This window comes from Mesorhizobium sp. B2-1-3A (assembly GCF_006442655.1).
Taxonomy (GTDB): domain Bacteria; phylum Pseudomonadota; class Alphaproteobacteria; order Rhizobiales; family Rhizobiaceae; genus Mesorhizobium.
Map to the genome: position 1 here is coordinate 77,979 of NZ_VFWK01000003.1, position 23,169 is coordinate 101,147.

Sequence of the window (23,169 nt, forward strand, 5' to 3'; positions counted from 1 at the left end):
CTTCAAGCCTTTTCAGCGTGGATATAGGCGACCGCCTCACGCAGATCAGCCTGATCCTTCGAGCGCATCTGGTAGGCGTAATTTCCCATGGCGCGGCTGAAAACCTCTTCTATCGGCTGATGGTGGACGATCTTGTCGCGGTGCGCCGCTAGCACGTCCTCATGACTGTGCAAATAGTGGAGGTGCCGCTTGCGGCTGGCATAGGCGGTGAAATATTTGCCCTCATAGGGCCCGCCGGCAGCGTCCTTGACCACCATATCGGCCCATGCCGCGTAGACGTCGATATCGAACGTGTAGTTGATCGCGTCGGTCATCCAGGCGCCGGGCGGCCGCATGTTGACCTCCAGCGCGATGATCCGGTCGTCCCTGGTCTCGAACAGCTCGATGTGGAAGAAGCGCTCGCGCACGTCGAACGCCTTCAGGATCTTGCGTCCGGCCTCCTCGACAACAGGTCGGATCCGGGGAAAGCAGGTGTAGCTCATGTGGCGGTCCTTGTTGACCACCTCCATGACGCTCTGGTCATAGCGGTGGCTGGCCGCCAGCACGACCTCGCCGTCGCGGTTGACCAGCCCGTCATAGGTCACCACCAGCCCTTCGATGAACTGCTCCATGACGAAGGTCACGTCCTCGGGCTTGTCCCGGAAGAACTGGTCGAGTTCCTTGGCGTTGGAGATCTTGAAGGTGTTCGAGGCGCCGGAGCCCGAATCCGGTTTCACCACGACGGGATAGCCGACGCGGCGGATGAAGGTCATGGCGCCGGCGCGGTCGGAGCATTTGCGCTGCGCGATCGTCTCGACGCCGCTCTTGCGGAAGAAGGCGCGCATGCGGCTCTTGCGCTTCAGGTTCTTCACGAAATCGAGCTTGGTGCCGTAGACGTTGAAATCGGTGCGGATGTTGGCTTCCAGTTCCAGCCAGTGCTCGTTGAGCGATTCGAAGCGGTCAATGCGGCCCCATTTGTGGATGAAATGACCTATCGCCCGGAACACCGCATCGTAGTCCTCCATGTCGGCGACGCGGTAATATTCCGAAAGTGCTGCTTTCAGCTTGCCGTCCAGCGCGTCGTAGGGCGTGTCGCCAATGCCGAGCACGGTGGCGCCCGCCTTCTTCAGCCGGTCGCAGAAATCGGCGCCGTTGGCGGGGAAATGCGGCGAGAAGAACACGAAATTCATGGACGACCCCCTTCCCGGCGATGGCGCACCGCAGCCCCGCCGGCGCCCAAGTCTGGCGCATTTGCGGCGCGCGGGAAAGAGCATCCCATTGAGGATAATGGTCGACGGATCCCGGCCCGCTTGCCTCTCACGGGCCGCTCCTGTATGAGAGCCGGCATGAACACGCGCGCCACCACCGCTTCCCGTCAGACCGGCTTTGCCGGCGAGACCGTGCGCGCGCTTGCCTCGACCCTGCTTCTTCTCGGCCTTATCGGCGATCGCCGGGTTCGCTGAAGGAGCGCCCGGCGGTCGAACCGCCGCGCAAGCGCATGCTCCTTGGCAGTCATATCAAGCGAACGAAAATCTGGTAAAGGCGCCACTCGCCACCCATCCGTCCAAGACGGATCCGAGGGCCGCCGGGAGAACAAGACGATGAACGCACGAGAAGAAATCCGCCCTGATGCCGCGGTAGCCGGCAAGAATGCTCCGAAGGGCATGACCGAGTCAGCCCAGGGCATGCCGGATGCGGCCCGCAAATATCAGCCCTATCCGACCGTAGGCCTCACCGACCGGACCTGGCCCTCGAAAGTGATCGACAAGGCGCCGATCTGGTGCTCGGTCGATTTGCGCGACGGCAACCAGGCGCTGATCGATCCGATGGGTCATGAGCGCAAGGCGCGCATGTTCGGCCTGCTGCTCGACATGGGCTTCAAGGAAATCGAGATCGGCTTCCCCTCGGCCTCGCAGACCGATTTCGACTTCGCCCGCTGGTGCATCGAGGAAGGCAACGTCCCCGCCGACGTATCGCTGCAGGTGCTGGTGCAATGCCGGCCCGAGCTGATCACCCGCACCTTCGAAGCGCTGAAGGGCGCCACCAACCCGATCGTGCATTTCTACAATTCGACCAGCGAATTGCAGCGCCGCGTCGTCTTCGAAAAAGATGTCGGCGGCATCAAGCGCATCGCCACCGACGCCGCCAAGATGATCACCGACATGGCGGCCAAGGCCGGCGGCGGCTACCGTTTCGAATATTCGCCGGAGAGCTTCACCGGCACCGAGCTCGAAGTGGCGCTGGAGATCTGCAACGCCGTCACCGAGATCGTCAGGCCGACTTCAGACAACAAGCTGATCATCAACCTGCCGTCGACGGTCGAGATGTCGACGCCCAACGTCTATGCCGACCGCATCGAATGGATGTGCCGCAATCTCGACAACCGCGAAAATCTGATCATCTCGCTGCATCCGCACAATGACCGCGGCACCGGCATCGCCACCACCGAGCTCGGCCTGATGGCCGGCGCCGACCGCGTCGAAGGCACGCTGTTCGGCAATGGCGAACGCACCGGCAATGTCGACATCGTCACCCTGGCGCTCAACATGTACACGCAAGGCGTCGATCCCGGCATCGACTGCTCCGACATCAACCGGATGAAGGACGTCTACGAGTACTCGAACCAGTTGAAGATCCCCGAGCGTCACCCCTATGTCGGCGAACTCGTCTACACTGCCTTTTCCGGCTCGCACCAGGATGCCATCAACAAGGGTATGAAGGCCTTGAAGAAGGCCAACACCAGCCTGTGGGAAGTGCCTTATCTGCCGATCGACCCGGCCGATGTCGGCCGCAGCTACGAAGCGATCATCCGCATCAACTCGCAGTCGGGCAAGGGCGGCATCGCCTATGTGCTGCAGGCCGATTACGGCTTGAACCTGCCGCGCAATTTGCAGATCGAGTTCAGCCAGGCGATCCAGGCGATCACCGACGCCGAAGGCAAGGAGGTTCCGGTCAAGCGCATTCATGAACGCTTCCTCGAGACCTATGTCGACCAGCCGGGCGCGCGCCTGAAATTCCTCGACCACCACACCTATCCCGATACCGAGGTGAAGGGCCGGCGCGTTGTCGAGGCGGTCATCCTCGACAACGGCAAGGAAGTGACCATATCCGGCACCGGCACCGGTCCGATCGACGGCTTCGTCGACGCGCTGTCGCGTCATGTCGGCGTCGAGATGTCGGTGCTCGATTACTCCGAGCACTCGATGCAGCGCGGCTCGAATGCGTCGGCCATTTCCTATGTCGAGATGGAATATCCCGGCGGCAAACTGTTCGGCGCCGGCATCAACACCAACATCGTCGCCGCATCGCTGGAAGCGGTGACTTCGGCCGCCAACCGCATCGTCGGCCGCAAGGCGCGGTAGCATTTGCCGGTTATCGGCGCGAGAGATTCGACCGGCTCTCGCGCCGCTATTTTTTCAAGCCGGAACAAGAGCTTGCCCACATCCACCCGCGTCGTCCCGTGACCGGCGGCGGCCCCGGTCATTAACCACCGGAAAATTATCCGGTTAGGTACGCGATCGCATAAGGGCTGCATACTTGTGTGGCGATGCGGGCACTATATGATCGCGCCTCAACCTGTGCCGACTTCGAGAGGATCGACACTTGCAGCATGCCACGCCTGCCGCCCCCGCAGTGCGCGAGACACTGGAGCGACTGCTTGCCAGCGAAACGTTCGGAAGATCCGAGCGCGCGCGCAAGCTGATCCGTTATCTCGTCGAACGCGAGCAGGCCGGCGAAGCCGACAGGCTCAAGGGCTTTTCCATCGCCATGGATGTCTTCGGCAAGGACGGCGATTTCGATCCGTCGACCGATGCCGTGGTGCGAGTGCAGGCAGGCAGGCTGCGCGAATTGCTACAGCAGTATTTCGCCAATGAGGGCATCGCCGAACCGGTCCGCATCGCCATTCCACGCGGCGGCTACGTGCCGGCTTATGAGCTCAACGCGATCCGTTTGCCGGAAGCCGTTGAGCCTGCCGGACAGGCCAAACCGGCGACCGCTCTGTCCGAACCATCCGATGATCCTGCCCCCGCCGCGGCATTGCCTGCCGTACCTTCTGCCACCCCCTCGGTGGCGCGCCATCTCAGGTTCTTCTGGATGGCGATCGCCCTGGTCATCGCCATGCTCGGCGTTCTGATCATGCGTCAGGGCAGCGGCGCGCTGCTCGCGGGCGGCGACATGCCGGCCGCGGTCGAGACTGCCGGCCTGACCAGCAGCATCGCATCGTCGCCCGCGAGCGAGGCCTTGCCGCTCGTCTATATCGCCGTCAAGGCCAGCGGCGCCGACGCCAGCCGCGTCGCCGCAGCGCTGCGCGCCGGTCTGAGCGGCTTCGACACGATCGACTTCATCGGCCGCGACACGGTCGACAAGACCGATTCGGCCGCCAGCGCGGCAAGCTTCATCTTCGATGTCCTGCCTGGACCGGATGCTGGCGACGTGACCATCGAATTGCAGAGCGTGGCGACCGGACGGGTGCTTTTGTCGCGCAACCTGACCACCGCCGACAGCGCGCCATCGGCCGTCGAGGACCGTATCGCCGGCATACTGAGTTCGGCCCTTCCCGCGTCCGGCACCATCTACAGCTACATCGAGCAGAGCGGCATTCAGACCGCCCTGACGCAGTGCCTGTTGCTCAACGACAAATATTATCTCGACCAGAACGCCAAGACGCACGAGGCCGCCTATCGCTGCCTCGAAACCCTTGCCGACAACGGCGCCAGATCGCCGCTGGTCTATTCGGAGCTCGCCTCGCTGCATCTGGAGGCAGTGAACGACCACTACGCCTATCCGCCGGACGCGACGATAGAGAAGGCGGTGACATTCGCGCATCGCGCCGTGCAGATGGGGCCGACCAGCCCCTATGCGCATCGCTCCTACGGTTACATCAATTCGCGTATAGGCAATGCCGACGAGGCCCTGCGCTGGATGCGCAAGGCCTATGACCTCAACCCCTACGATCTCGCCATGGCCGCCGCTTATGGCTATGGGCTGATCTTCACCGGCCGGTACGCCGAGGGGACGCCGATCCTGGCCCATGCGGTGGATGCCTCCAGCGGCCATCCGACCTGGTGGGACTTCGGGCTGTTCGCCGGCGAGCTCATGCTCGGCGACACGAACAAGGCGGCCATCGCCAGTTCCGCCCTGCGAACGACCGCGACGAAATCGCACTATCTCGCCGCCCGGCTGATCGGCGCCAGGATCTCCGGCCAGGACGGTCAAGCGCGAAAGCTGATCGATGAGCTGAGCGCCAAGTTTCCGAGATTCGCCGCCAATCCGCGCGCGACCTTCATCGACCGAAAATATCCGGCCGACCTGACCGAACGCCTGGTCGGCGCCTTGCGCGCCGCCGGACTCGGCAACGCCAGCTGATGTCCAATAGACCGGGCCTATTTGGACCAATGGGACAGTTGGACGCCCGCGCGCTGCGGATAAAGCCATAATCGCGCTGATTTAGCCGGCTTTGCCGGCGAAGCCATGGAATGGCATGCTCGCGCCCGGGCGCCAGTCGCGAAAACTTTACTGGTCATCCGGCTGGACAAGGAGCAATCCAGCCACATTTCGAGTTTTCCCGCAATCTAGCACCTTCCGCGATCATGATCTCATCGCTCCATGCCACCGAACAGGGTGTTGGCTCGAAGACCATCGTCCTGCTGCACGGTTTCGGCGGCTGCTCCGACGGCTGGCGAGACGTGGTGGCCTCGCTCGCGCCTTCCGTGCGCACGCTTGCTTACGACTTGCCGGGGCACGGCCTGTCGCTCGATTTTCCGGGCGCCGGGCCCGCAAAGGTCGCGGCAAGGGCCGTTCTTGCCGATCTTGCGACGCGCGCGGCCAAACGGATCCATCTCGTTGGCCATTCGATGGGCGGAGCGGTGGCGACCCTGATGGCGCTGGCCGAGCCCGAAAAGGTGGCCTCGCTGACCCTGCTGGCGCCCGGTGGCTTCGGCCCGGAAATCAACGGGCCATTGTTGCGCCGCTATGCCGGCGCACACAGCCCATCCGAGATCCGCGCCTGCCTTGCTGCCATGTCGGGGCCACGGGCACCGCCTTTTGATCACGCTGCCGACACCCTCTGCGACATGCGCAAACGGCCCGGGCAACCGGAAAAACTCGTCGAGATCGCCGCCGCCATGACCAGGGACGACCGGCAAGGCGTCATCCCGCGCGACCAGTTGGAGAGGCTGGCCATGCCGGTGATGGTGGTGTGGGGCAGTGATGACGCGGTGCTGCCCTTCACCCAGGCGGACGACCTGCCGGCGCGCTTTCATGTGCATCACGTGCTGGAGGCCGGCCATATGCTGGTCGAGGAAGCACCCGATCTGGTGGCTGATATCATCCAGCGCAACATGAACCGTCGCGCCAGGCCCATTCGCCCGAGGCTCGCCACCGCGACTGGTTGAGTTCTTCCCGCGCAACGGTGCCCGCGCCGCGCGCCGTCCATCTCGCCAGTGCATTTTGCCGGCGGCTGTGTTAACTGCGTGTTAACCAACCCCGCGAGGCAGACGCCGATGAAGGACGCAGGCGAAAAGATCGATCCGTCGAGAAAACTGTCCGATGCCATCCGTGATGTGAAGAACGCCTTCGCCGACCGCGACGATGTCGTCGTCGACATGCGCGAGGCGCATCGCATGCGCCTCGATCTCCTGGCAGCCGAGCTTGCGCCTGTCTTCGCCGACGTGCCCGCCGACATGGACAATTTCGATTTCGTCGTTTCCTCGGGGCTGCAGCCGCGCCTGTGGATCGACGCCGTCAGCCATGTCGCGATGGGCCGCGACCGCCGCACCTATCGCTTCCTCAAGGACACCCGTATTGGCCGGGTGGTGCTTGCCGAATCGACGGAGATGAAGCCGGTTGCCGATTCCGTGACACGCTATGTCGCCGAGCGCATCGTCGAGCGGCAAAGGATGATGGAAGGCGGGGCCGAACCGGCCGTCGCCGGCATGAGGCGCGCCCAGGTGGCGGAAGCCGAGCCGCCGCTGCGCTCGACGACGCGCGGCAAGGGCTGGTCGGCCTTCCTGTCAGGCCTTGGCCTGGTCGCTGCTGGCGCCCTGGTCGGCCTGGCGGTGTCGGTTGCCCTGTTCTGGGACCGCCTCGTGGCTATGGTGTTCAGCCTGCGGCAATAGAAGCGCTGGCCTCCACATCCAGTTCCATGGTCTGCAGATCGGTAGGCGGCATCGCCGGCCCGGTCAGGCCGCGCCGCGTCAGGCGGATGCGCCAATTGCCCTTTTCGCCATCGATGTCGAACAGATTGTACTGTGCCGCCGGATGGTTGCCGCCCGGCGCCTGGCCAGCGGCGGCGACGCCAACCACCGGGACCTTGGCGTCGCGCGGGCCGATCTGGAACAGTGACGGTAGATGCGAATGTCCGTGCAGGACGAGCTCCGCGCCGTGCCGGCGGATGATCTTGTGGAAGCGGGCGATGCCGAACAGCCGCTTGTGCTGCGAGACGGCGCCGCGCACCGGCGGATGATGGATCATGATCGCGCGAAACAGGCCTTGCGCGGCCGTGTCGCGAAGAATCTTGCCGAGCCGCTCCGCCTGCCCCTCCATGAAGAAGCCATTGGCCATGAAAGGGGCCGTGGCACGCGCCGTCGAGACGCCGATCAGCGCGACATTGCCGCGCACGCGCAGATAGGGAAATGCGTTGCGGTCGACCGGTGCGTTGACGCCGTCGCCGCTCATCCAGGCCGCCCATGCGCGGCAGACCTTGTCGAAGGCGCCAGGCACATAGGCGTCGTGGTTTCCCGGAACCACCGAAACATCGTGCGGCGATCCCAGCGTCTCCAGCCAGTGCTTGGCCATCTCGATCTCGCCGTCGAGCGCCAGATTGACCAGGTCGCCGGTGACGGCGAGATGGTCGGGGTTCTGCGCCTTGATATCGGCGGTGATGGCATCGATGACGGCGTCATGCATGTGGCGGCGGCGGTTGCGCTGCCAGTTGACGTAGCCGAGCACGCGCTTGGAGGCGAGATCGCGATAGGATACATCGGGGAGCGGCCCCAGATGGACATCGGAAATATGCGCGAGCCTGAACATCCATCCCTCATAGGCGACCAGCGCCCCGCTTTCCACTCAAGGTTTCCTTATCACCCACGGTTTCGCACCTGATGGCAAATCCGGAAGATGCCTTCCGCCAGACCGGTTGGCCGGGGCTGCGCGCCAGACTGTTCCATCTCTATTTCGTGCTGCGGCGGCCAATGACGCTCGGCGTGCGCGGCCTCATCCATGACGCCGCCAACAATTCAGTTTTCCTCATCCGACACACCTATGTGCCGGGCTGGCAGCTTCCCGGCGGCGGCGTCGAAACAGGCGAAACGCTTGCCGAGGCGCTGGCGCGTGAACTGGCCGAGGAAGGCAACATCGCGCTGAGCGGGCCGCCGGTTCTCAAATCGATGCATTTCAACCGCCGTTCCAGCCGCCGCGACCATGTCGGCCTCTACCTGATCGAGCACTTCAGCCAGATCGCGCCGAAGCAGCCGGACCACGAGATCGCCGAGGCCGGTTTCTTCCCGCTGGATCGCTTGCCGGAAGGCACAACGCCGGCGACGCTGCGGCGCATCGCCGAGGTCTTTCGGGGTGAGTCGACATCGCCCTACTGGTAGATCAGGCCCGCTCCCCGAACCGGACCCGGTCATGCGGCGCGCCATAGTCCAGTTCCGGCCCTAGCGGCACGATCCGTGTCGGATTGATCGTTTCGTGACTGCCGTAATAATGCGCCTTGATGTGATGCAGGTTCACCGTGCCGGCGACACCAGGCACCTGATAGAGGTCGCGCAGATAGTTCGACAGGTTCGGATAGTCGGCGATGCGGCGCAGATTGCACTTGAAATGGCCGACATAGACTGGGTCGAAGCGCACCAGCGTGGTGAACAGCCGCCAGTCGGCCTCAGTGATGCGATCGCCCGCGAGATAGCGTTGCCTGGAAAGGCGATCCTCCAGGGTGTCGAGCGCCGAAAACAACTCGCCGAACGCTTCCTCATAGGCCGCCTGGGTGGTGGCGAAGCCCGCACGGTAGACGCCGTTGTTGATGGCGGGATAGACTAGCGCGTTGATCGCATCGATCTCGCCCCGCAACGCTTCAGGATAGAAATCGAGGCTCGCGTCACCCCATTCGTCGAAGGCCGAATTGAGCATCCGGATGATTTCGGAAGACTCATTGGAGACGATGGTCTGCTCCTTCTTGTCCCACAGCACCGGCACCGTCACTCGGCCCGAATAGGTGGGATCTGCCCTGGTATAGATCTCGTGCAGGAAATCGAGGCCGTAGAGCGTGTCGCCGGTGGCGCCGTCTTCGGCAAGAAACGTCCAGCCATTCGCGCCCATGAAATGATGCACAACCGAGACCGAGATGATGCCCTCGAGCTTCTTCAGCGCGCGAAAGATCAGCGTCCGGTGCGCCCACGGACAGGCGAGCGAGACATAGAGGTGATAACGGCCGGGTTCGGCCTTGAACCCGCGGCCACGGTCTCCGGCGGGCGTTCCGTCGCGCGTGATCCAGTCGCGCCATTGCGATTGCGGACGCACGAACTTGCCGCCGCTTTCCTTGGTGCCGTACCAGCGGTCCTGCCATTTGCCGTCGACCAGCAATCCCATGAGATGTCCTTTCGCGTTTCCACCTCATGTAGAGCGCGATGCGGCAGGCCGGAAATCATTCAGGGCTGAACAGATTGTCAATCAGTAGGGCCAGCGAAGGCGCCGATTGCGGCGGCCGAAAATTGATGCTAGCGGACACTCCGCATGTCCGACTTTGCTTTGATCCGGTTTGACCGACGACGAAAGGGCGCCCGCGCTTGAAGCGCTGACTGGCGAATGCTGCCGTTCGCAGCAACCTTTCCTCCTCTACCGGAACGCAAAGACCATGAGCCTTGCCGACGTTAAATACCTGCCGGAAACTCCGGCGCACGACCCTGAAATCGAAGCCATCAATGACGAGGCCTTCGGGCCTGGCCGTTTCGTGCTTGCCGCCTACAAGATCCGCGAGGCCGGCGGCCATGAGCGTGGATTGTCCTTTGTCGCGGTCGACGGCGATATCGTCGTCGCCTCGGTACGCATGACCCGCATTGCCGCCGGTGCCGGCCGCGCGCTGATGCTCGGGCCGCTTGCCGTGCGGCCGGCCTTCAAGAATCTCGGCATCGGCCGCCGGCTGGTAGCGATCGCGCTGGAGGCCGCCGCAAAGTCCGGGGCGCCGGCCGTCATACTGGTCGGCGACGAGCCCTATTACGGGCCGCTCGGCTTCAAGCGCATCCCGCGCGGCCAGATCTCGATGCCGCGTCCCGTCGACCTCGACCGCCTTTTGTCGCACGAGATCACACCGGGCGCGGTTGCCAGGCTCACCGGCGAGGTCGGCCATGCCAGCCAGGCCAGGCTCGCCGAGCACGTCTAGGCGATGGCTTGACCTGGTCCTTCGATCCGGGCCTTGATCCGTCCTGTTCTCCTGGAGCAATTCCAGGAAAAATGTGAAACGGTTTTCCCACGGGACTTGAACCGCTTTAGGAGAGGATGACGCCATGAATCCGAACGGCCAGATCGCGATCGTGACCGGCGGCGGCTCCGGCCTTGGTGAGGCAACGGCGCGTGCGCTTGCCGCCAAGGGCGCTCGCGTCGCCATCTTCGACGTCGGCATCGACCGCGCTGCCAAGGTCGCGGCCGACATCGCCGGCATTGCCGTGCAATGCGACGTCAGCAGCGCCGACAGTGGCACTGCGGCCGTCGCCGAGACGGCGAGCAAGCTGGGCGAGCCGCGCATCCTGATCAATTGCGCCGGCATTGCCATTGGTGTGAAGACGATCGGCAAGGATGGGCCCCATCCGCTCGACCAATACCGCAAGGTGATCGAGGTCAACCTGATCGGCACCTTCAACATGATCCGCCTCGTCGCCGACCGCGCCGCCAGGCTCGAGCCGCTGCAGGGCGGCGAGCGTGGCGTCATCGTCAACACCGCTTCGGTCGCCGCCTATGACGGCCAGATCGGCCAGGCCGCGTACTCCGCCTCCAAGGGCGGCGTGGTTGGCATGACGCTGCCGGTGGCGCGCGACCTTGCCCGTTCCGGCATTCGGGTCTGCACCATCGCGCCCGGCATCTTCAAGACCCCGATGATGGCCGGCATGCCGCAGGACGTGCAGGATTCACTGGGCGCCGCCGTGCCCTTCCCGTCGCGCCTCGGCGAACCATCCGAATATGCCGCTCTTGCCCTGCACATCATAGAAAACCAGATGCTGAACGGCGAAACCATCCGCCTCGACGGCGCCATCCGCATGGCGCCGAGGTAAGGCATGCCGCCCATGAGCCTGCCCACGCCTCGAGCCACGGGTGCGAGGGAGTTCCGGGATGGCGACATGCATGGAACACTTGCCAAAACAGGCCTCATCGTCTGATAAGTGGAATGGAAAAATCAACTTAGCAGGGCGAGAACCTTGGACGACCGAAAGAAGGATGTGATCCGCGAGACCGACGCCGAGGCAATCCGATTGGCGAAAACGCTTCTGCGCAGTGCCCGGTTCGGCGCACTGGCGGTGCTGGAGGCGCAGACCGGGTCGCCGCTGGCAAGCCGGGTCGGCGTCGCCACCGACATCGACGGCGCGCCGCTGATCCTGGTCTCGATGCTCTCGGCGCATACGCCTGCCATCCTTGCCGATCCACGCTGTTCCCTGCTGCTCGGCGAGCCCGGCAAGGGCGACCCGCTGGCGCATCCGCGCCTGACCCTGATCTGCCGGGCGTCGCGGCTGGAGCGCGGCTCTGACGCGCATGCCCGTGCCGAGCGCCGCTATCTCAACCGCAATCCCAAGGCGAGCCTCTATGCCGGGCTCGGCGACTTCTCGATCTTTCGCCTCGAGCCGGAGCGCGCCAGCCTCAATGGCGGTTTCGGCAAGGCCTACCTGCTCGATCGCTCCGATCTCGTCACCAGCGGGCCCATCGTCGAAGAGCTTGCGGCGAGCGAACAATCCGCCGTCGAGCACATGAATGCGGACCATCTCGACGCGATCGCGGTTTATGCGCATCACTATGCCGGGGCATCTGGCGACGGCTGGAGCATCGCGGGTTTGGACGCCGATGGCATGGATTTGGTGTCTAAAGACAATGTTTGCCGGGTATTCTTTCCGCAACCCCTGGTGGCAGCGCGGGACCTGCGACCCGTTCTGGTCGCCATGGCCAGGAGCGGCCGGGCTGCCGGGCAGGCAACCAACGAAACTTAATTGCATTTGATCGAAAGCAACACTTGAGATTTGAAAGAAATGTTCTACCCTTTGTGAAGGGCGCTGACTCGTCGGTTGCCTTTCGCTATTGAATTTATGGATTCAGGCACCATTGCCCCCATGGCGCCTCGATGAGCAAACAGCATGGGGCATTCATGGTCTCGACAAAGCTAATCGCCAACGCCGAATCGGCTGCCGAATTTCTGATGCTGATGGGCAACGAAAAACGGTTGTTGATCATGAGCCATCTGATCGACGGTGAAATGTCGGTCGGCGCTATCGCCGAAAAGGTGATGCTCAGCCAATCCGCCCTCTCGCAGCATCTGGCCAAGTTGCGGGCGCTCGACCTTGTGGAAACCCGCCGCGACCGCCAGATGATCTACTACTCCTGCAACTCCGATGCGGTGCGGGAGTTGCTTGTCGTGCTGGATGGTATTTTCGGCGGCGGCAAGGAGGATCTGTCCCAGATGGCACAGAGATTGCGCCGCGCCGGCACTTGACCGGACGCGGCTGCGGCCGTCTACCTCGCTGACGATTTCCGGAACATGGCTTGCGCGCCGTCCTCGACGCACAAACCACGCTCTTGATGTTTGAGCGGAGGATATGGACCCAATTCGCATCGAAGATCCGGGCGATCCCAGGGTCGCCGCCTATCTTGATATCCGCGAACGCGATCTCGCCGGCCGGCAAGGGCGTTTCGTCGCCGAAGGCAAGGTGGTGCTCGACCTGCTTCTGTCGTCCGGCCGCTTCGGCGCCGAATCCGTCCTGGTCCTGGAAAACCGGCTCGGCGGCCTCAGCGACATCCTGTACAAGGCGCCGGTGGACCTGCCGGTTTTCGTCGTCACCGGTGCGGTGATGGACGCGATCGCCGGCTTCCACATGCATCGCGGCATCCTGGCCATCGGCCGCAAGCAGACGCCGCAAGCGGCCGGGGCATTGCTGGATGCCTTGCCCGGCCGAGCCCTGGTGGTGGTGCTTGTCGGCATCGCCAACCACGACAATATGGGTTCGATCTTTCGCAATGCCGCCGCCTTCGGCGCCGATGCGGTGCTCATGGACGCGACATGCTGCGATCCGCTGTACCGCAAGGCGATTCGCGTTTCTGTCGGCGCCGCGCTCAAGATCCCGTTCGCATCCTTCAGCGACGCCCCTGGCTTTGTCGCAACGCTCGCCGAACGGGGCTTTGAACAATTCGCCCTGTCGCCGCGCGGACGAACCGACATGCGCGATGCAAGGCCGGCCGAACGCCTGGCGCTTTATCTCGGCACCGAGGGCGAAGGCCTGCCCGAAAACCTGCTAGCCAGCCTGCAGACCGTGCGGATCACAATGTCGAAAGGCTTCGACAGCCTGAACGTCGCCGCCGCCTCGGCCATCGCCCTGCATCATTTCTCACACCGTTAGAGCAGCACGAGCACGACTGTGGCCGCCACCTTAGTTCGTGGCCGCTTTCTGCAAGGCCCGCACGCGGTCGGCGAGACTGAGGTCGCCGCCGTCGGATCGGCTGTCCTGCGGGCCCGCCAGCGCTTTCGCGATCGGCGAATCGGGTCCCTCGAGCTTGGCCGTCAGGTGGACGACTTCAGCCGCCAACTCGTTCATCTGCTCGCGCAGCGCGGCACTGCCATTCACCGAACCAGACGATGCCACGGCGCCGAGATCCGCCTTGAGCCGCTTGTTCTCGCGCGCCAGCGCCGTCAGCCTGGCCTCCAGCCGTCCGCGATCGCTGTCGAGCTTGGCGATCGCCTGGTCCAGGTCGTCGCGCCTCTTGGCCTCGTCATCCCTTGCCGCGTCATCCGGCCTGCCGACCACTCGCAAGGCCGGTGCGCCGTCCTCGCCCTTCGCCTTTTCGCGCAGCCGCACCAGTTCCTTCTCGCGACGGTCGAGCTTGTCCTCGCGGTCGGCGAGCGTCGCCAGCAGCCGTTCGACCTTCTTGTCGAGTTCGGCCGCCCTTTTCTTCTCCGCCTTCAGGGCATCGCGCGCGGCCTTGCTTTCGGCCGCGATTTCCTGATGACGCCGATCCGCTTCCTTGCGCTGGCCGCGCAGCAGCGAGATGTCGCTGGCGAGCTTCTGCAATTCGGACTCGCGCGCCACGAGCTCGATTTGCCGGCTGCTGGAGGAAAAACTGGCATCGTCGTACATGTGCTCCAGCTTTTCGAGTTCGAGCGCCCGCCTCTCCAGCTTGCGCTCGGTTTCCTTGAGCCGCTCCGAAAGCTGGTGCAGTTCCTCTTCGCGTTGCCGCAATGCTTCGCTTTTGGCGCCGAGTTCCGCGAGCGCGTGATTCTTGTCCGTGCGCTCGACCGCCAGCCCCTTCAACGCCTCGCGGCCGCGACTGATCTCGACGAGTTGTTCGGCCGCCTTCTCGCGCAACGCCGTGACGTTCATCTCGAGGCGGCGTGTCGACATGGCGTACTCGGCCCGGATCCGGTCCTTGTCGGCCTGGATCTCGGCCTGCGTCAGCGGAATAGAGGCCTCGATGCGCCTGCGGGTCAGGGAGACCGCACGCCGCCAGACGGCCGGGGCCACGATCAGCGCCAGAAAGCCGGCGCAGAGAAAGCCGAGGGCAAAGAACAGGACCGACTGAACCAAAAGACAACCCGCTATCGGCGGCAACCACCTGGACTGGACCGCATCATATTGGCATGGCGGAAATCCGGCGCGGCGGCAAGAGCCTGCCGCGGCGCATGGAGCATCACGGACCTACAATTCCCACGGAAAAGCCGGCATTGCGGTCACGGCGAACTGGAATCAGAACGGATTCCAGGTCGCCCGCTCGGTCAGCTTCAGGTAGCCGAGATTGACGCCGAGCCGGGCGCCGACACCGGTGCGGATCGGCACCAGAAGCACATTGTTGTTCTTCAGTACGTTGAAGCCGACACCCGCCACCACATAGGCCGAACCGGCCACGCCGCCATAGCGGTTGTAGAGGTTGCCGACATCGTCGAGATTGTAGACCAGCATCATCACCCGGGAGCCCTCGCCGCCGAAATCCCAGCCCAGCGACGGGCCTTGCCAGAACACTTTGTGGTCGCCGGCATTCTTGGTGTAGAGCGTGCCTTCGCCATAGGTCAGGCCGCCGATCAGCGCACCCGACCCCTCCTCACCGAGGAGATAGCCATTGGGCAAGCCGTAGGAGGCGAAGATCTTCTCCACGACCGTGGCGAGTCCACCCGATGTCGCGCCGAAGAACTTGTGACCGGAATCGACAATCTCCTGAGCGGTATATTCCTGAGCCCGCAGGGCTGAAGTCGAGAAGACGAGGACGCCCATGAGCGTGATCGCCATTGAGAGGACACGGAGGACACTCCGGTCATAGATTCGGGAAAACATGCTTCCAATCTCCGTCATGGAGCACTTTCGCCGACGCCTCGCATCCGGTCCGGCTCTTTAGGCGGCCGTTAAGGATGACAGTTAAGGGCAAACTATGCCGTAATTCTTTTTCAACCATTAACTCCCACAGGAAGATGGCGGTTCGAAGGCTGGCTTTGGGGTCGCGCGGCGCCGGCGGCCTGCGCGAACACGCCATTTGCCAGACGACAATTTTGGGTTTGTTGCTGTACCTACGAGTGCTGTGTATTCAGAAAGCCTCGGGTTGGAGCATGATTCGTGTGCGCAGGCGCGATAATCAATCGCTCGGCCGCGAATTGTGGAATTTTGCAGGGATTTTCACCGATGGCCGATCTGTTCACCCTTTCCGCGCCTGACCTGGCGGCGCTTCTGTGCAGCCGCGTCTGCCACGACATCATCTCGCCGGTCGGCGCGATCAACAACGGGCTTGAACTGCTCGACGAGGGCGGCGCCGACGAAGACGCCATGCGGCTCATCCGCCAGAGCGCCAAGAACGCCTCGGCCCGGCTGCAGTTCGCCCGCATCGCCTTCGGCGCGGCCGGTTCGGCCGGCATGCTGATCGACACCGGCGACGCCGAAGCGGTGGCGATCGCCTTTCTCAAGAATGAAAAGCCGGAACTGACCTGGAACGGGGCGCGCGCGCTGCTGCCCAAGAACAAGGTCAAGCTGCTGCTCAACCTGATCCTGGTCGCCAATGCCGCCATTCCGCGTGGCGGCAAGCTGGTCGTCACCCTCGAGAATCTCGAAACCGAGCCGCGCATTTCCCTGTCGGCAAGCGGCCCGATGCTGCGCGTGCCGCCGAAATTCCTCGAACTGCATTCCGGCCACAAGCCGGAAGAGCCGATCGATGCGCATTCGGTGCAGCCCTACTACACGCTGCTTCTGGCCCGCGAGGCCGGCATGACGATATCGATCCACGCGACGGCGGAAGAAATCGTACTTTCGGCGGCCTGAGCGGCCTGCCGACTTGCCGGCAGGGCAAAGTATTTCAGCAGCGTAATATTGTCGTGACGGCTCGACTGGGAGCGCCATCGAAGCATCCGCAAAGAAAAGCCTCTCAAACGCATCTTTGCAAAAATTTTACCCAATGGCTTTCCGGGTTCTTTACCAGATTGGTCTAGGGTGCGCAGCAGATGCCCCGCACGACCGGATTGCCCAAGGGCAAAGAGGACCCGGAATGAAACGCTGCATGTTCGTCGACGATTCAAGCGTCATCAGGAAGGTTGCAAAACGCATCCTGGGCGGTTCCGACATGGTGGTCATCGAAGCGGCCAGCGGGCTTGATGCACTGGAGATGTGCGCCGCCGACATGCCCGACATCATCGTCGTCGACGGTGCCCTGCCGGATGTCCAGGCGGTCGACCTCATCCGCCGCGTACGCGCCATGGAGAGCCCGATAAAGCCGCAGATCCTGATCTCGCTGGTCGAACTCGATATCGCGTCGATCATGCGGGCCAAGCGCGCAGGCGCCCAGGGCTATCTCCTGAAGCCGTTCAACCGCCCCCAGTTGCTTGAGCGCTTTCGCACGCTGAAGATCGCGGCCTGAGACGCCGGAACGGTTCACGGAACCGCCGAACTGCTCCATCTCATTGTTTTGCATGCAATTCCGGACGGGAAACCGTTTCCTGGAATTGCTCTGGCAGCCCGTCATTGCGATCGCTGACGCAAAAACCCGGCCGAAGCCGGGTTTTTTGTCGAAGATGGCAATAGTCGGTCGGCTCAGGCGCTGACGCGGATGTCCTCGGGTTCACGCAGCACATAGCCGCGGCCCCAGACCGTCTCGATGTAGTTCTGGCCACCGGACGCGGCGTCGAGCTTCTTGCGCAGCTTGCAGATGAAGACGTCGATGATCTTCAGCTCCGGCTCGTCCATGCCGCCATAGAGATGGTTGAGGAACATTTCCTTGGTGAGCGTGGTGCCCTTGCGCAGCGAGAGCAGCTCCAGCATCTGGTATTCCTTGCCGGTCAGGTGCACGCGCTGGCCGCCGACCTCAACGGTCTTGGCGTCGAGGTTGACCACCAGGTCACCAGTGGTGATGACCGACTGGGCGTGGCCCTTGGAGCGCCGCACGATGGCGTGGATGCGCGCCACCAGCTCGTCCTTGTGGAACGGCTTGGTCATGTAGTCGTCGGCACCGAAGCCCAGGCCGCGGACCTTGTCCTCGATGCCGGCCATGCCGGAGAGGATGAGGATAGGCGTCTTCACCTTGGAGAGACGAAGCGTTCTCAAGACCTCGTAGCCGGACATATCGGGCAGGTTGAGATCGAGAAGGATGATGTCGTAGTCGTAGAGTTTGCCCAGATCGACACCCTCTTCGCCGAGGTCCGTCGTATAGACATTGAAACTTTCCGATTTCAGCATCAGTTCGATGCTTTGTGCGGTTGCACTGTCATCTTCTATCAGCAGAACACGCATTTCATTCCCCTTTTCTGCTGCCGGACCATTTCACGACCCGTCCTGCCCCGGAGCAGTGGTTGCCTTGTGCAGAGGCTGCCATCGAATGGTTAACAAAACCTAATTTCCCGTCCATGACGGTATCAGATTTTTTAACCCCTTTCTACACCCTCTTGAATCTAATAACGAATCCTAGACCCAAATTCCTAATGCAACACATTAATAACCTGGACTAAGCGACTCCAGGGACTCATCGACGCGCCTTCGCTTCGGCGACCGGAATTTTTACCCGGCCTTAAGCCCTGACCCGTATGATTAACAATGCCCGTAAACGAATGGTTACCGCCGGCAAAAAACTTTAGGGTTTTGTTTCCCATAGTTCGGGGAAAGCCGGTGGACACGGGCAACGCCTGGGCGTTTCCAGGTGGTTTGGACGATATGTGCGGGTGTGCGTTTCCGGGAGTACCGAATCATGAAGTCACGTGAAAACCTCGTTCGGCTGAAACAGTTTCAGGTGAATGAGAAGCGGCGGCAGCTGCTGCAACTCGACATGATGATCGCCGAGTTCGAACGCATGGCCGTCGAACTGGAGCTTCAAATCACCGCCGAGGAAAAGAAAGCCGGCATCACCGACATCAATCATTTCGCCTATCCGACCTTCGCCAAGGCGGCACGCTTGCGCCGCGACAACCTCAGAAATTCGCAAAGCGACCTCGCACAACAGCGAAGCGCTGCCGAATCACTACTCGGCGAAGCTGAAGCGGAGCTTTCCAAGGCCGAAATGCTGGAATCGCGCGACACCAAGATTCGCGAAGCCGAGACCGGCGGCCGCAGCGCCATGATCGGTTGAACAGGCCGAGATCGTCGGCATGTCCGCGGGCGCGTAGCTGGAGCAATTCCAGGAAAGTGCCTGGCGGTTTTCTGTACGGACTTGCGTAAAAACAAGAAAGAATGCGGTTTCCGGGAAACGGCGAGCTGCCCTAGGCGGCCCATTCCCCTTCATTCGCCGCAATCGCCCTGGCTCGCGCATCCTTGATGTCTGGGGCGTGCTGTTCCGCCCAGGCCCTGATCTGGGTCAGCAGTCCCGCCAAGTTCTGGCCGAGTTCGGTCAATTCATATTCGACGCGCGGCGGAATGACCGGGAAGATCTCACGCCGCACCAGGCCGTCACGCTCCAGCACGCGTAGCGTCTGCGTCAGCATCTTAGGCGTGATGCCTTCGAGCTTGCGGGCAAGCTCGCCATTGCGCAGACGGCCTTTGCGCAACGCGCAGACCACCAGGTAGACCCATTTGCTGGCCAGCATCTCCAGCACGGTATGCGACGGACATGTCCGCCGGAACGCGTCATAGCCGAAGGGGGAGGCATCTTCACTATCCATGAGGTACCTATATATCAAGAAGGTACATACTGGACAAGGGAATATTACTATCCAAATGATAGCGGCAGCAACCAAGCAGGAGACATCCCATGCGTGCCGTTATCCAGAATTCCGTCGGCGGACCCGACGTCCTTGTCATTGCCGATCAGCCTGACCCGACGGCAACGCCCGGGGAAGTGCTGGTCCGCGTCAAGGCCGCCGGCATCAATCCCGTCGATGGCGCCGTACGCGCCGGCTACTATCCGCTGCTTGGCGAACCTCCCTTCATCCTCGGCTGGGATATTTCGGGAACCGTCGAGGCATTGGGCGCCGGCGTCACGGATCTCAAGATCGGCGACGAGGTGTTCGGCATGCCGCGGTTCCCCAAGCAGGCGGCGGCCTATGCCGAACTGGCCGCCGTGCCAGCCGACGAAATCGCGCTGAAGCCGAAGGCGGCGGACCACATCCAGGCAGGCGCATTGCCGCTGGCCGGCCTGACCGCCTGGCAGGGCCTTGTCCGCCATGGCGCATTGAAGCCGGGCCAGCGTGTGCTGGTGCATGCGGGCGCCGGCGGCGTCGGCCATCTGGCGGTGCAGATCGCCAAGGCGCGCGGCGCTTATGTCATCGCCACCGCCAGCCCGAACAAGCTCGATTTCGTCCGCAAGCTCGGCGCCGACGAGGTCATCGACTACACTCAGGGCGATTTTACCAGCCGGATCAGCGACGTCGATCTGGTGCTGGACCCGATGGGCGGCGAGCACGCCGAACACTCTTTGAAGGTCATCAGGAATGGCGGTGTGCTGGTGTCCTTGCTGAACCTGAACGACACCACCAGGGCACTGGCAAGCGCGCGCGACATCCGGGTCGAGCGCATGTCTGTCGTGCCTGACCGCGAAGGCCTTGTGGAGCTTGGTCGGTTAATCGACGCGAACAAGCTTGCCGTTCATGTGGCAAGGAGCTTTCCGCTCGAAGAGGCGGGGGCCGCCCACGCCTTTCTCGCCACCAGGCCGATCGGCAAGGTGGCGCTGACGGTCTGACCGCGGGAAATTGCCTCAGGACCAGGAACCTGCCTGGAAAAGCAAAAGGGCGCGGAGTGCCGCGCCCTTTGACTGTACCAGGCCGGCTCTAGTGCCGGTATTGCTGGATGCGCGTGGTGCGCAGCCCGGCAAGGCCATATTCGTCGATCGACGCCTGCCAGGACAGGAATTCCTCGGTGGTTAGCTTGTAGCGCTGGCATGCCTCCTCGAGGCTCAAAAGCCCGCCGCGCACCGCCGCGACCACTTCCGCCTTGCGCCGGATAACCCAGCGACGCGTGTTCGTCGGCGGCAGATCGGCAATCGTAAGAGGGCTGCCGTCAGGCCCAATAACATACTTGACTCTAGGTCTAACCAGATCGGTCATCGTACTCTCTACAAAAAACTCAAAGACCCAATCCCCGCCACGTTACCGCCACAGCTTTAAAAATTGCCTAAGCAGACCCTAATGACTAGGTAAGGATCGTGAACGGCGCGTTAGTCTTTTCGCAGGCATTTGAAACATCGGGCTCGAAGCCTTGAATTGGTTGGGAAAAATCCGACGGATGGCGGATCGTTCGCAATCCGTGAATCGGCCTGCAAGCTGGCGTCGTGGGAAAGCTTGACCTATATTCTCGACATTGGCATTCAGACGCCGCGCAGAATGAAAGCATCATGAACAGTCTCGACCTTCCCGGACGTCCCGAAAACACCCGCATCGTCGTCGCCATGTCGGGCGGCGTGGATTCGTCCGTGGTCGCCGGCCTGTTGAAGCGCGAGGGCTATGATGTCGTCGGCGTCACCTTGCAGCTTTACGACCACGGCGCGGCAACGCACCGGGCCGGCTCATGCTGCGCCGGACAGGACATCGACGATGCCCGCCGCGTCTCCGAGACGCTGGGCATTCCCCACTATGTGCTCGACTATGAGGAGCGTTTCCGCAAGGCGGTCATCGACCCCTTCGCCGAGAGCTATGTTGCCGGCGAGACCCCCATTCCTTGCGTCTCCTGCAACCAGACGGTGAAGTTCGCCGATCTCCTGGCCACCGCCAAGGAGCTTGGCGCCGACGCGCTCGCCACCGGCCACTACATCCGCTCCGGCGCCAATGGCGCCCACCGCGCGCTCTACCGGCCGGTCGATGCCGATCGCGATCAGAGCTATTTCCTGTTCGCCACCACCCAGGCGCAGATCGACTATCTGCGCTTTCCCCTGGGCGGCCTGTCGAAGCCGCAGGTTCGCGCGATTGCCGAGGAGATGGGGCTGACGGTGGCCGCCAAGCAGGACAGCCAGGACATCTGCTTCGTGCCGCAGGGCAAATATTCCGACATCATCGCCAAGCTGAAGCCGTCCGCCGCCAATCCGGGCGACATCGTCCACATCGATGGCCGCGTGCTTGGCCGCCATGAGGGCATCCTGCGCTACACGATCGGCCAGCGCCGCGGCATCGGCATCGCCTCCGGCGAGCCGCTCTATGTCGTCCATCTCGACGCCGAACGGGCCCGCGTCGTGGTCGGCCCGCGCGAGGCGCTGGAGACGCACAAGATCTATCTGCGCAACATGAACTGGCTTGGCGACGGTCCGCTCGCCAACGTGCCCGCCGGCGGCATCGAACTGTTCGCCAAGGTGCGCTCCACCAGGCCGCCGCGTCCAGCGGTGCTGCGCCATGAGGCAGGCGTGACATCAGTCGAATTGGCGGACGGCGAATCCGGCATCGCGCCCGGACAGGCGTGCGTGCTCTATTCCGATGACGGCAACGAAGCCCGCATCTTCGGCGGCGGTTTCATCGAGCGCTCCGAGCGTGGCGCCGAGGCCGAGGCCATGCTGACGAAGCTGGCGGCAAGGCCGGCGCAAATTCCCGCCGAATAGGTGACCACCTGCCCTGTCGCGCCAAGAGTACGGCGCGGCCTTCCTTCAAGATTTGGTGTGGGTGACCGTGCCCGCCGTCAGTATGCGCAGCACCCTGATCGCTTCTTCGCCGCTGGTGCGCGGTTCGGCACGCGTCTCGATGCAGTGGATGAAATGCTCCAACTCGCGCGTCAACGGCATGCCTTGCGCGACCGCGACATAGGATGGCTCGTTGGTGGTGAACGCCCATTGGCCGCTGTCCTGCCAGACCGCGTGGCGGTAGACGGCAAGCTTGCGCTCCCACGGCTCGACATCGTCGAACACCGCCATTGCCTTGGTGCCGACCACTGTCAGCCGCCGCTCACGGTAGGGATTGAGCCGCGAGGTGAAAAGATGGCTGCGCAGGCCGTTGGGAAAGCGCATGTGCAGATGCGCGAAGTCGCTGAGATTGTCGAGGAGTGCGGCGCCCTCGCCGCGCACCTCGATCGGCTCGGTGCCGGTGATGGCCAGGATCATCGACAAATCATGCGGCGCCAGATCCCACAGCGCATCGTTCTCGGTGTGGAACTTGCCAAGGCCGAGCCGGTGCGAATGTATGTAGCGGACCTCGCCGAGCTCGCCATTGTCGATCAGTCCCTTCAGCGTCTCGAAGGCGGGATGGAAACGCAGGACATGGCCGACCATGAAGACGCGGCCATTGTCCTTGGCCGCCTGCACCGCACGCTCGGCATCCGGCACCGTCAGCGCGATCGGCTTTTCCACCAGCAGGTCCTTGCCGCTTTCGGCGGCGCGCACGGAAAGGTCGGCATGGAACTGCGGCGGCAAGGCCATGACGATGGCGTCGATGTCGTCGCGGCCGAACAGCTGGTCAGGCTCGATCGCCAGGCAATCCTGTTCGCTGGCAAAGCCTTCGGCTCGCGCCCGGTTGGCGTCGGAAACCGCGTACAGCGCGCCAAGCGCCTTGAGGGTGCGGATATGGTTTGAGCCCCAGTATCCGCAACCGAGGACTGCAATGCGCGGCTTCATCTGTTTCAAACTCTAAAAACTCGT

General features: G+C 63.0%; 25 protein-coding genes. 16 read left to right on the forward strand and 9 right to left on the reverse strand.

Annotated elements, in window-relative coordinates; genetic code table 11:
• Positions 1-2: 2 nt before the first annotated feature.
• A complete protein-coding gene (locus FJ977_RS11740) occupies positions 3-1,169 on the reverse strand; it encodes an ATP-grasp domain-containing protein (RefSeq protein ID WP_140771565.1) in 1,167 nt (388 codons plus the stop codon).
• A 495-nt stretch (positions 1,170-1,664) separates the two neighbouring features.
• Here FJ977_RS11740 and leuA point away from each other — a divergent pair, with 495 nt between their 5' ends.
• The 4 genes from leuA to FJ977_RS11765 all read left to right on the forward strand — a co-directional run bounded on the left by leuA (position 1,665) and on the right by FJ977_RS11765 (position 7,097).
• Positions 1,665-3,341: a 2-isopropylmalate synthase gene (gene leuA / locus FJ977_RS11750; RefSeq protein WP_181179852.1), complete on the forward strand. Its 1,677-nt coding sequence runs from the start codon at positions 1,665-1,667 to the stop codon at positions 3,339-3,341.
• 241 nt (positions 3,342-3,582) lie between these two features.
• On the forward strand, positions 3,583-5,346 hold the full coding sequence (locus tag FJ977_RS11755; RefSeq protein WP_140771569.1) for a hypothetical protein: 1,764 nt from the start codon (positions 3,583-3,585) through the stop codon (positions 5,344-5,346).
• Positions 5,347-5,570: 224 nt separating this feature from the next.
• Positions 5,571-6,374, forward strand: coding sequence for an alpha/beta fold hydrolase (locus FJ977_RS11760; RefSeq protein ID WP_140771571.1), 804 nt, complete (start codon positions 5,571-5,573; stop codon positions 6,372-6,374).
• A gap of 108 nt (positions 6,375-6,482) precedes the next feature.
• Positions 6,483-7,097 carry a hypothetical protein gene (locus FJ977_RS11765; protein WP_140771573.1) on the forward strand — a complete coding sequence of 205 codons (615 nt, stop codon included), beginning with the start codon at positions 6,483-6,485 and terminating at the stop codon, positions 7,095-7,097.
• Here the strand turns inward: FJ977_RS11765 and FJ977_RS11770 are convergent.
• Entirely contained in the window at positions 7,081-8,010 is a 930-nt protein-coding gene (locus tag FJ977_RS11770; RefSeq protein WP_140772754.1) for a metallophosphoesterase, read from the reverse strand. The genes FJ977_RS11765 and FJ977_RS11770 overlap by 17 nt on opposite strands.
• Before the next feature lie 71 nt (positions 8,011-8,081).
• Here FJ977_RS11770 and FJ977_RS11775 point away from each other — a divergent pair, with 71 nt between their 5' ends.
• Positions 8,082-8,576 (forward strand): NUDIX domain-containing protein, encoded by a 495-nt coding sequence (locus FJ977_RS11775; protein ID WP_140771575.1) that lies wholly within the window; start codon positions 8,082-8,084, stop codon positions 8,574-8,576.
• Between the two features lies 1 nt (position 8,577).
• Here the strand turns inward: FJ977_RS11775 and FJ977_RS11780 are convergent, their stop codons facing one another.
• Positions 8,578-9,567 (reverse strand): glutathione S-transferase family protein, encoded by a 990-nt coding sequence (locus tag FJ977_RS11780; RefSeq protein WP_140771577.1) that lies wholly within the window; start codon positions 9,565-9,567, stop codon positions 8,578-8,580.
• Between the two features lie 265 nt (positions 9,568-9,832).
• Here FJ977_RS11780 and FJ977_RS11785 point away from each other — a divergent pair, with 265 nt between their 5' ends.
• From FJ977_RS11785 to FJ977_RS11805, 5 genes are all read left to right on the forward strand, one after another.
• A complete protein-coding gene (locus FJ977_RS11785; RefSeq protein ID WP_140771579.1) occupies positions 9,833-10,357 on the forward strand; it encodes an N-acetyltransferase in 525 nt (174 codons plus the stop codon).
• A gap of 124 nt (positions 10,358-10,481) precedes the next feature.
• Complete coding sequence (locus FJ977_RS11790; protein WP_140771581.1) at positions 10,482-11,243, forward strand: 3-hydroxyacyl-CoA dehydrogenase; 762 nt, start codon at positions 10,482-10,484, stop codon at positions 11,241-11,243.
• A gap of 144 nt (positions 11,244-11,387) precedes the next feature.
• Positions 11,388-12,167, forward strand: coding sequence for a HugZ family protein (locus FJ977_RS11795; RefSeq protein WP_140771583.1), 780 nt, complete (start codon positions 11,388-11,390; stop codon positions 12,165-12,167).
• Between the two features lie 155 nt (positions 12,168-12,322).
• The gene (locus tag FJ977_RS11800; protein ID WP_056578376.1) at positions 12,323-12,667 is read left to right on the forward strand and encodes a metalloregulator ArsR/SmtB family transcription factor; all 345 of its coding nucleotides are present in this window, start codon (positions 12,323-12,325) and stop codon (positions 12,665-12,667) included.
• Positions 12,668-12,770: 103 nt separating this feature from the next.
• Positions 12,771-13,568 (forward strand): RNA methyltransferase, encoded by a 798-nt coding sequence (locus FJ977_RS11805; RefSeq protein ID WP_140771585.1) that lies wholly within the window; start codon positions 12,771-12,773, stop codon positions 13,566-13,568.
• Positions 13,569-13,598: 30 nt separating this feature from the next.
• On the opposite strand, the gene FJ977_RS11810 is transcribed toward FJ977_RS11805, so the two are convergent.
• Entirely contained in the window at positions 13,599-14,750 is a 1,152-nt protein-coding gene (locus tag FJ977_RS11810) for a hypothetical protein (protein ID WP_140771587.1), read from the reverse strand.
• Between the two features lie 159 nt (positions 14,751-14,909).
• Entirely contained in the window at positions 14,910-15,446 is a 537-nt protein-coding gene (locus tag FJ977_RS11815) for an EipA family protein (RefSeq protein ID WP_224518884.1), read from the reverse strand.
• Positions 15,447-15,565: 119 nt separating this feature from the next.
• Between FJ977_RS11815 and FJ977_RS11820 the strand changes: the two genes are divergently transcribed.
• The 3 genes from FJ977_RS11820 (at position 15,566) to FJ977_RS11830 (ending at position 17,055) form a co-directional block, all read left to right on the forward strand.
• The gene (locus FJ977_RS11820) at positions 15,566-15,865 is read left to right on the forward strand and encodes a hypothetical protein (protein ID WP_140771591.1); all 300 of its coding nucleotides are present in this window, start codon (positions 15,566-15,568) and stop codon (positions 15,863-15,865) included.
• The gene (locus FJ977_RS11825; RefSeq protein ID WP_019860754.1) at positions 15,834-16,463 is read left to right on the forward strand and encodes a histidine phosphotransferase family protein; all 630 of its coding nucleotides are present in this window, start codon (positions 15,834-15,836) and stop codon (positions 16,461-16,463) included. Before FJ977_RS11820 ends, FJ977_RS11825 begins: the two co-directional genes overlap by 32 nt.
• Before the next feature lie 223 nt (positions 16,464-16,686).
• Positions 16,687-17,055: a response regulator gene (locus tag FJ977_RS11830; RefSeq protein WP_140607090.1), complete on the forward strand. Its 369-nt coding sequence runs from the start codon at positions 16,687-16,689 to the stop codon at positions 17,053-17,055.
• Between the two features lie 173 nt (positions 17,056-17,228).
• Here the strand turns inward: FJ977_RS11830 and ctrA are convergent, their stop codons facing one another.
• Positions 17,229-17,924, reverse strand: coding sequence for a cell cycle two-component system response regulator CtrA (gene ctrA, locus FJ977_RS11835; RefSeq protein WP_006203583.1), 696 nt, complete (start codon positions 17,922-17,924; stop codon positions 17,229-17,231).
• A 451-nt stretch (positions 17,925-18,375) separates the two neighbouring features.
• Here ctrA and FJ977_RS11840 point away from each other — a divergent pair, with 451 nt between their 5' ends.
• Positions 18,376-18,753: a hypothetical protein gene (locus FJ977_RS11840; protein ID WP_056578132.1), complete on the forward strand. Its 378-nt coding sequence runs from the start codon at positions 18,376-18,378 to the stop codon at positions 18,751-18,753.
• Between the two features lie 130 nt (positions 18,754-18,883).
• Here the strand turns inward: FJ977_RS11840 and FJ977_RS11845 are convergent, their stop codons facing one another.
• Positions 18,884-19,282 (reverse strand): helix-turn-helix domain-containing protein, encoded by a 399-nt coding sequence (locus FJ977_RS11845; protein WP_140771593.1) that lies wholly within the window; start codon positions 19,280-19,282, stop codon positions 18,884-18,886.
• A gap of 89 nt (positions 19,283-19,371) precedes the next feature.
• On the opposite strand from FJ977_RS11845, the gene FJ977_RS11850 reads away from it, so the two are divergent.
• Positions 19,372-20,298, forward strand: coding sequence for an NADP-dependent oxidoreductase (locus FJ977_RS11850; protein WP_140771595.1), 927 nt, complete (start codon positions 19,372-19,374; stop codon positions 20,296-20,298).
• An 88-nt stretch (positions 20,299-20,386) separates the two neighbouring features.
• Here the strand turns inward: FJ977_RS11850 and FJ977_RS11855 are convergent, their stop codons facing one another.
• Positions 20,387-20,662, reverse strand: coding sequence for a DUF1153 domain-containing protein (locus FJ977_RS11855; RefSeq protein WP_006203587.1), 276 nt, complete (start codon positions 20,660-20,662; stop codon positions 20,387-20,389).
• A 287-nt stretch (positions 20,663-20,949) separates the two neighbouring features.
• Between FJ977_RS11855 and mnmA the strand changes: the two genes are divergently transcribed.
• Complete coding sequence (gene mnmA, locus FJ977_RS11860) at positions 20,950-22,140, forward strand: tRNA 2-thiouridine(34) synthase MnmA (protein WP_140771597.1); 1,191 nt, start codon at positions 20,950-20,952, stop codon at positions 22,138-22,140.
• 45 nt (positions 22,141-22,185) lie between these two features.
• On the opposite strand, the gene FJ977_RS11865 is transcribed toward mnmA, so the two are convergent.
• The gene (locus FJ977_RS11865) at positions 22,186-23,145 is read right to left on the reverse strand and encodes a Gfo/Idh/MocA family oxidoreductase (protein WP_140771599.1); all 960 of its coding nucleotides are present in this window, start codon (positions 23,143-23,145) and stop codon (positions 22,186-22,188) included.
• Positions 23,146-23,169 lie beyond the last annotated feature (24 nt).

What these genes read in the sequence shown, in the direction of transcription:
- FJ977_RS11740 (WP_140771565.1), bottom strand. Translation starts at nt 1,169, where the DNA reads ATGAATTTCGTGTTCTTCTCGCCGCATTTCCCCGCCAACGGCGCCGAT.
- leuA (WP_181179852.1), top strand. Translation starts at nt 1,665, where the DNA reads ATGCCGGATGCGGCCCGCAAATATCAGCCCTATCCGACCGTAGGCCTC.
- FJ977_RS11760 (WP_140771571.1), top strand. Translation starts at nt 5,571, where the DNA reads ATGATCTCATCGCTCCATGCCACCGAACAGGGTGTTGGCTCGAAGACC.
- FJ977_RS11765 (WP_140771573.1), top strand. Translation starts at nt 6,483, where the DNA reads ATGAAGGACGCAGGCGAAAAGATCGATCCGTCGAGAAAACTGTCCGAT.
- FJ977_RS11770 (WP_140772754.1), bottom strand. Translation starts at nt 8,010, where the DNA reads ATGTTCAGGCTCGCGCATATTTCCGATGTCCATCTGGGGCCGCTCCCC.
- FJ977_RS11775 (WP_140771575.1), top strand. Translation starts at nt 8,082, where the DNA reads ATGGCAAATCCGGAAGATGCCTTCCGCCAGACCGGTTGGCCGGGGCTG.
- FJ977_RS11780 (WP_140771577.1), bottom strand. Translation starts at nt 9,567, where the DNA reads ATGGGATTGCTGGTCGACGGCAAATGGCAGGACCGCTGGTACGGCACC.
- FJ977_RS11785 (WP_140771579.1), top strand. Translation starts at nt 9,833, where the DNA reads ATGAGCCTTGCCGACGTTAAATACCTGCCGGAAACTCCGGCGCACGAC.
- FJ977_RS11790 (WP_140771581.1), top strand. Translation starts at nt 10,482, where the DNA reads ATGAATCCGAACGGCCAGATCGCGATCGTGACCGGCGGCGGCTCCGGC.
- FJ977_RS11800 (WP_056578376.1), top strand. Translation starts at nt 12,323, where the DNA reads ATGGTCTCGACAAAGCTAATCGCCAACGCCGAATCGGCTGCCGAATTT.
- FJ977_RS11805 (WP_140771585.1), top strand. Translation starts at nt 12,771, where the DNA reads ATGGACCCAATTCGCATCGAAGATCCGGGCGATCCCAGGGTCGCCGCC.
- FJ977_RS11815 (WP_224518884.1), bottom strand. Translation starts at nt 15,446, where the DNA reads ATGGCGATCACGCTCATGGGCGTCCTCGTCTTCTCGACTTCAGCCCTG.
- FJ977_RS11820 (WP_140771591.1), top strand. Translation starts at nt 15,566, where the DNA reads ATGACAGTTAAGGGCAAACTATGCCGTAATTCTTTTTCAACCATTAAC.
- FJ977_RS11825 (WP_019860754.1), top strand. Translation starts at nt 15,834, where the DNA reads ATGGCCGATCTGTTCACCCTTTCCGCGCCTGACCTGGCGGCGCTTCTG.
- FJ977_RS11830 (WP_140607090.1), top strand. Translation starts at nt 16,687, where the DNA reads ATGAAACGCTGCATGTTCGTCGACGATTCAAGCGTCATCAGGAAGGTT.
- ctrA (WP_006203583.1), bottom strand. Translation starts at nt 17,924, where the DNA reads ATGCGTGTTCTGCTGATAGAAGATGACAGTGCAACCGCACAAAGCATC.
- FJ977_RS11840 (WP_056578132.1), top strand. Translation starts at nt 18,376, where the DNA reads ATGAAGTCACGTGAAAACCTCGTTCGGCTGAAACAGTTTCAGGTGAAT.
- FJ977_RS11845 (WP_140771593.1), bottom strand. Translation starts at nt 19,282, where the DNA reads ATGGATAGTGAAGATGCCTCCCCCTTCGGCTATGACGCGTTCCGGCGG.
- FJ977_RS11850 (WP_140771595.1), top strand. Translation starts at nt 19,372, where the DNA reads ATGCGTGCCGTTATCCAGAATTCCGTCGGCGGACCCGACGTCCTTGTC.
- FJ977_RS11855 (WP_006203587.1), bottom strand. Translation starts at nt 20,662, where the DNA reads ATGACCGATCTGGTTAGACCTAGAGTCAAGTATGTTATTGGGCCTGAC.
- mnmA (WP_140771597.1), top strand. Translation starts at nt 20,950, where the DNA reads ATGAACAGTCTCGACCTTCCCGGACGTCCCGAAAACACCCGCATCGTC.
- FJ977_RS11865 (WP_140771599.1), bottom strand. Translation starts at nt 23,145, where the DNA reads ATGAAGCCGCGCATTGCAGTCCTCGGTTGCGGATACTGGGGCTCAAAC.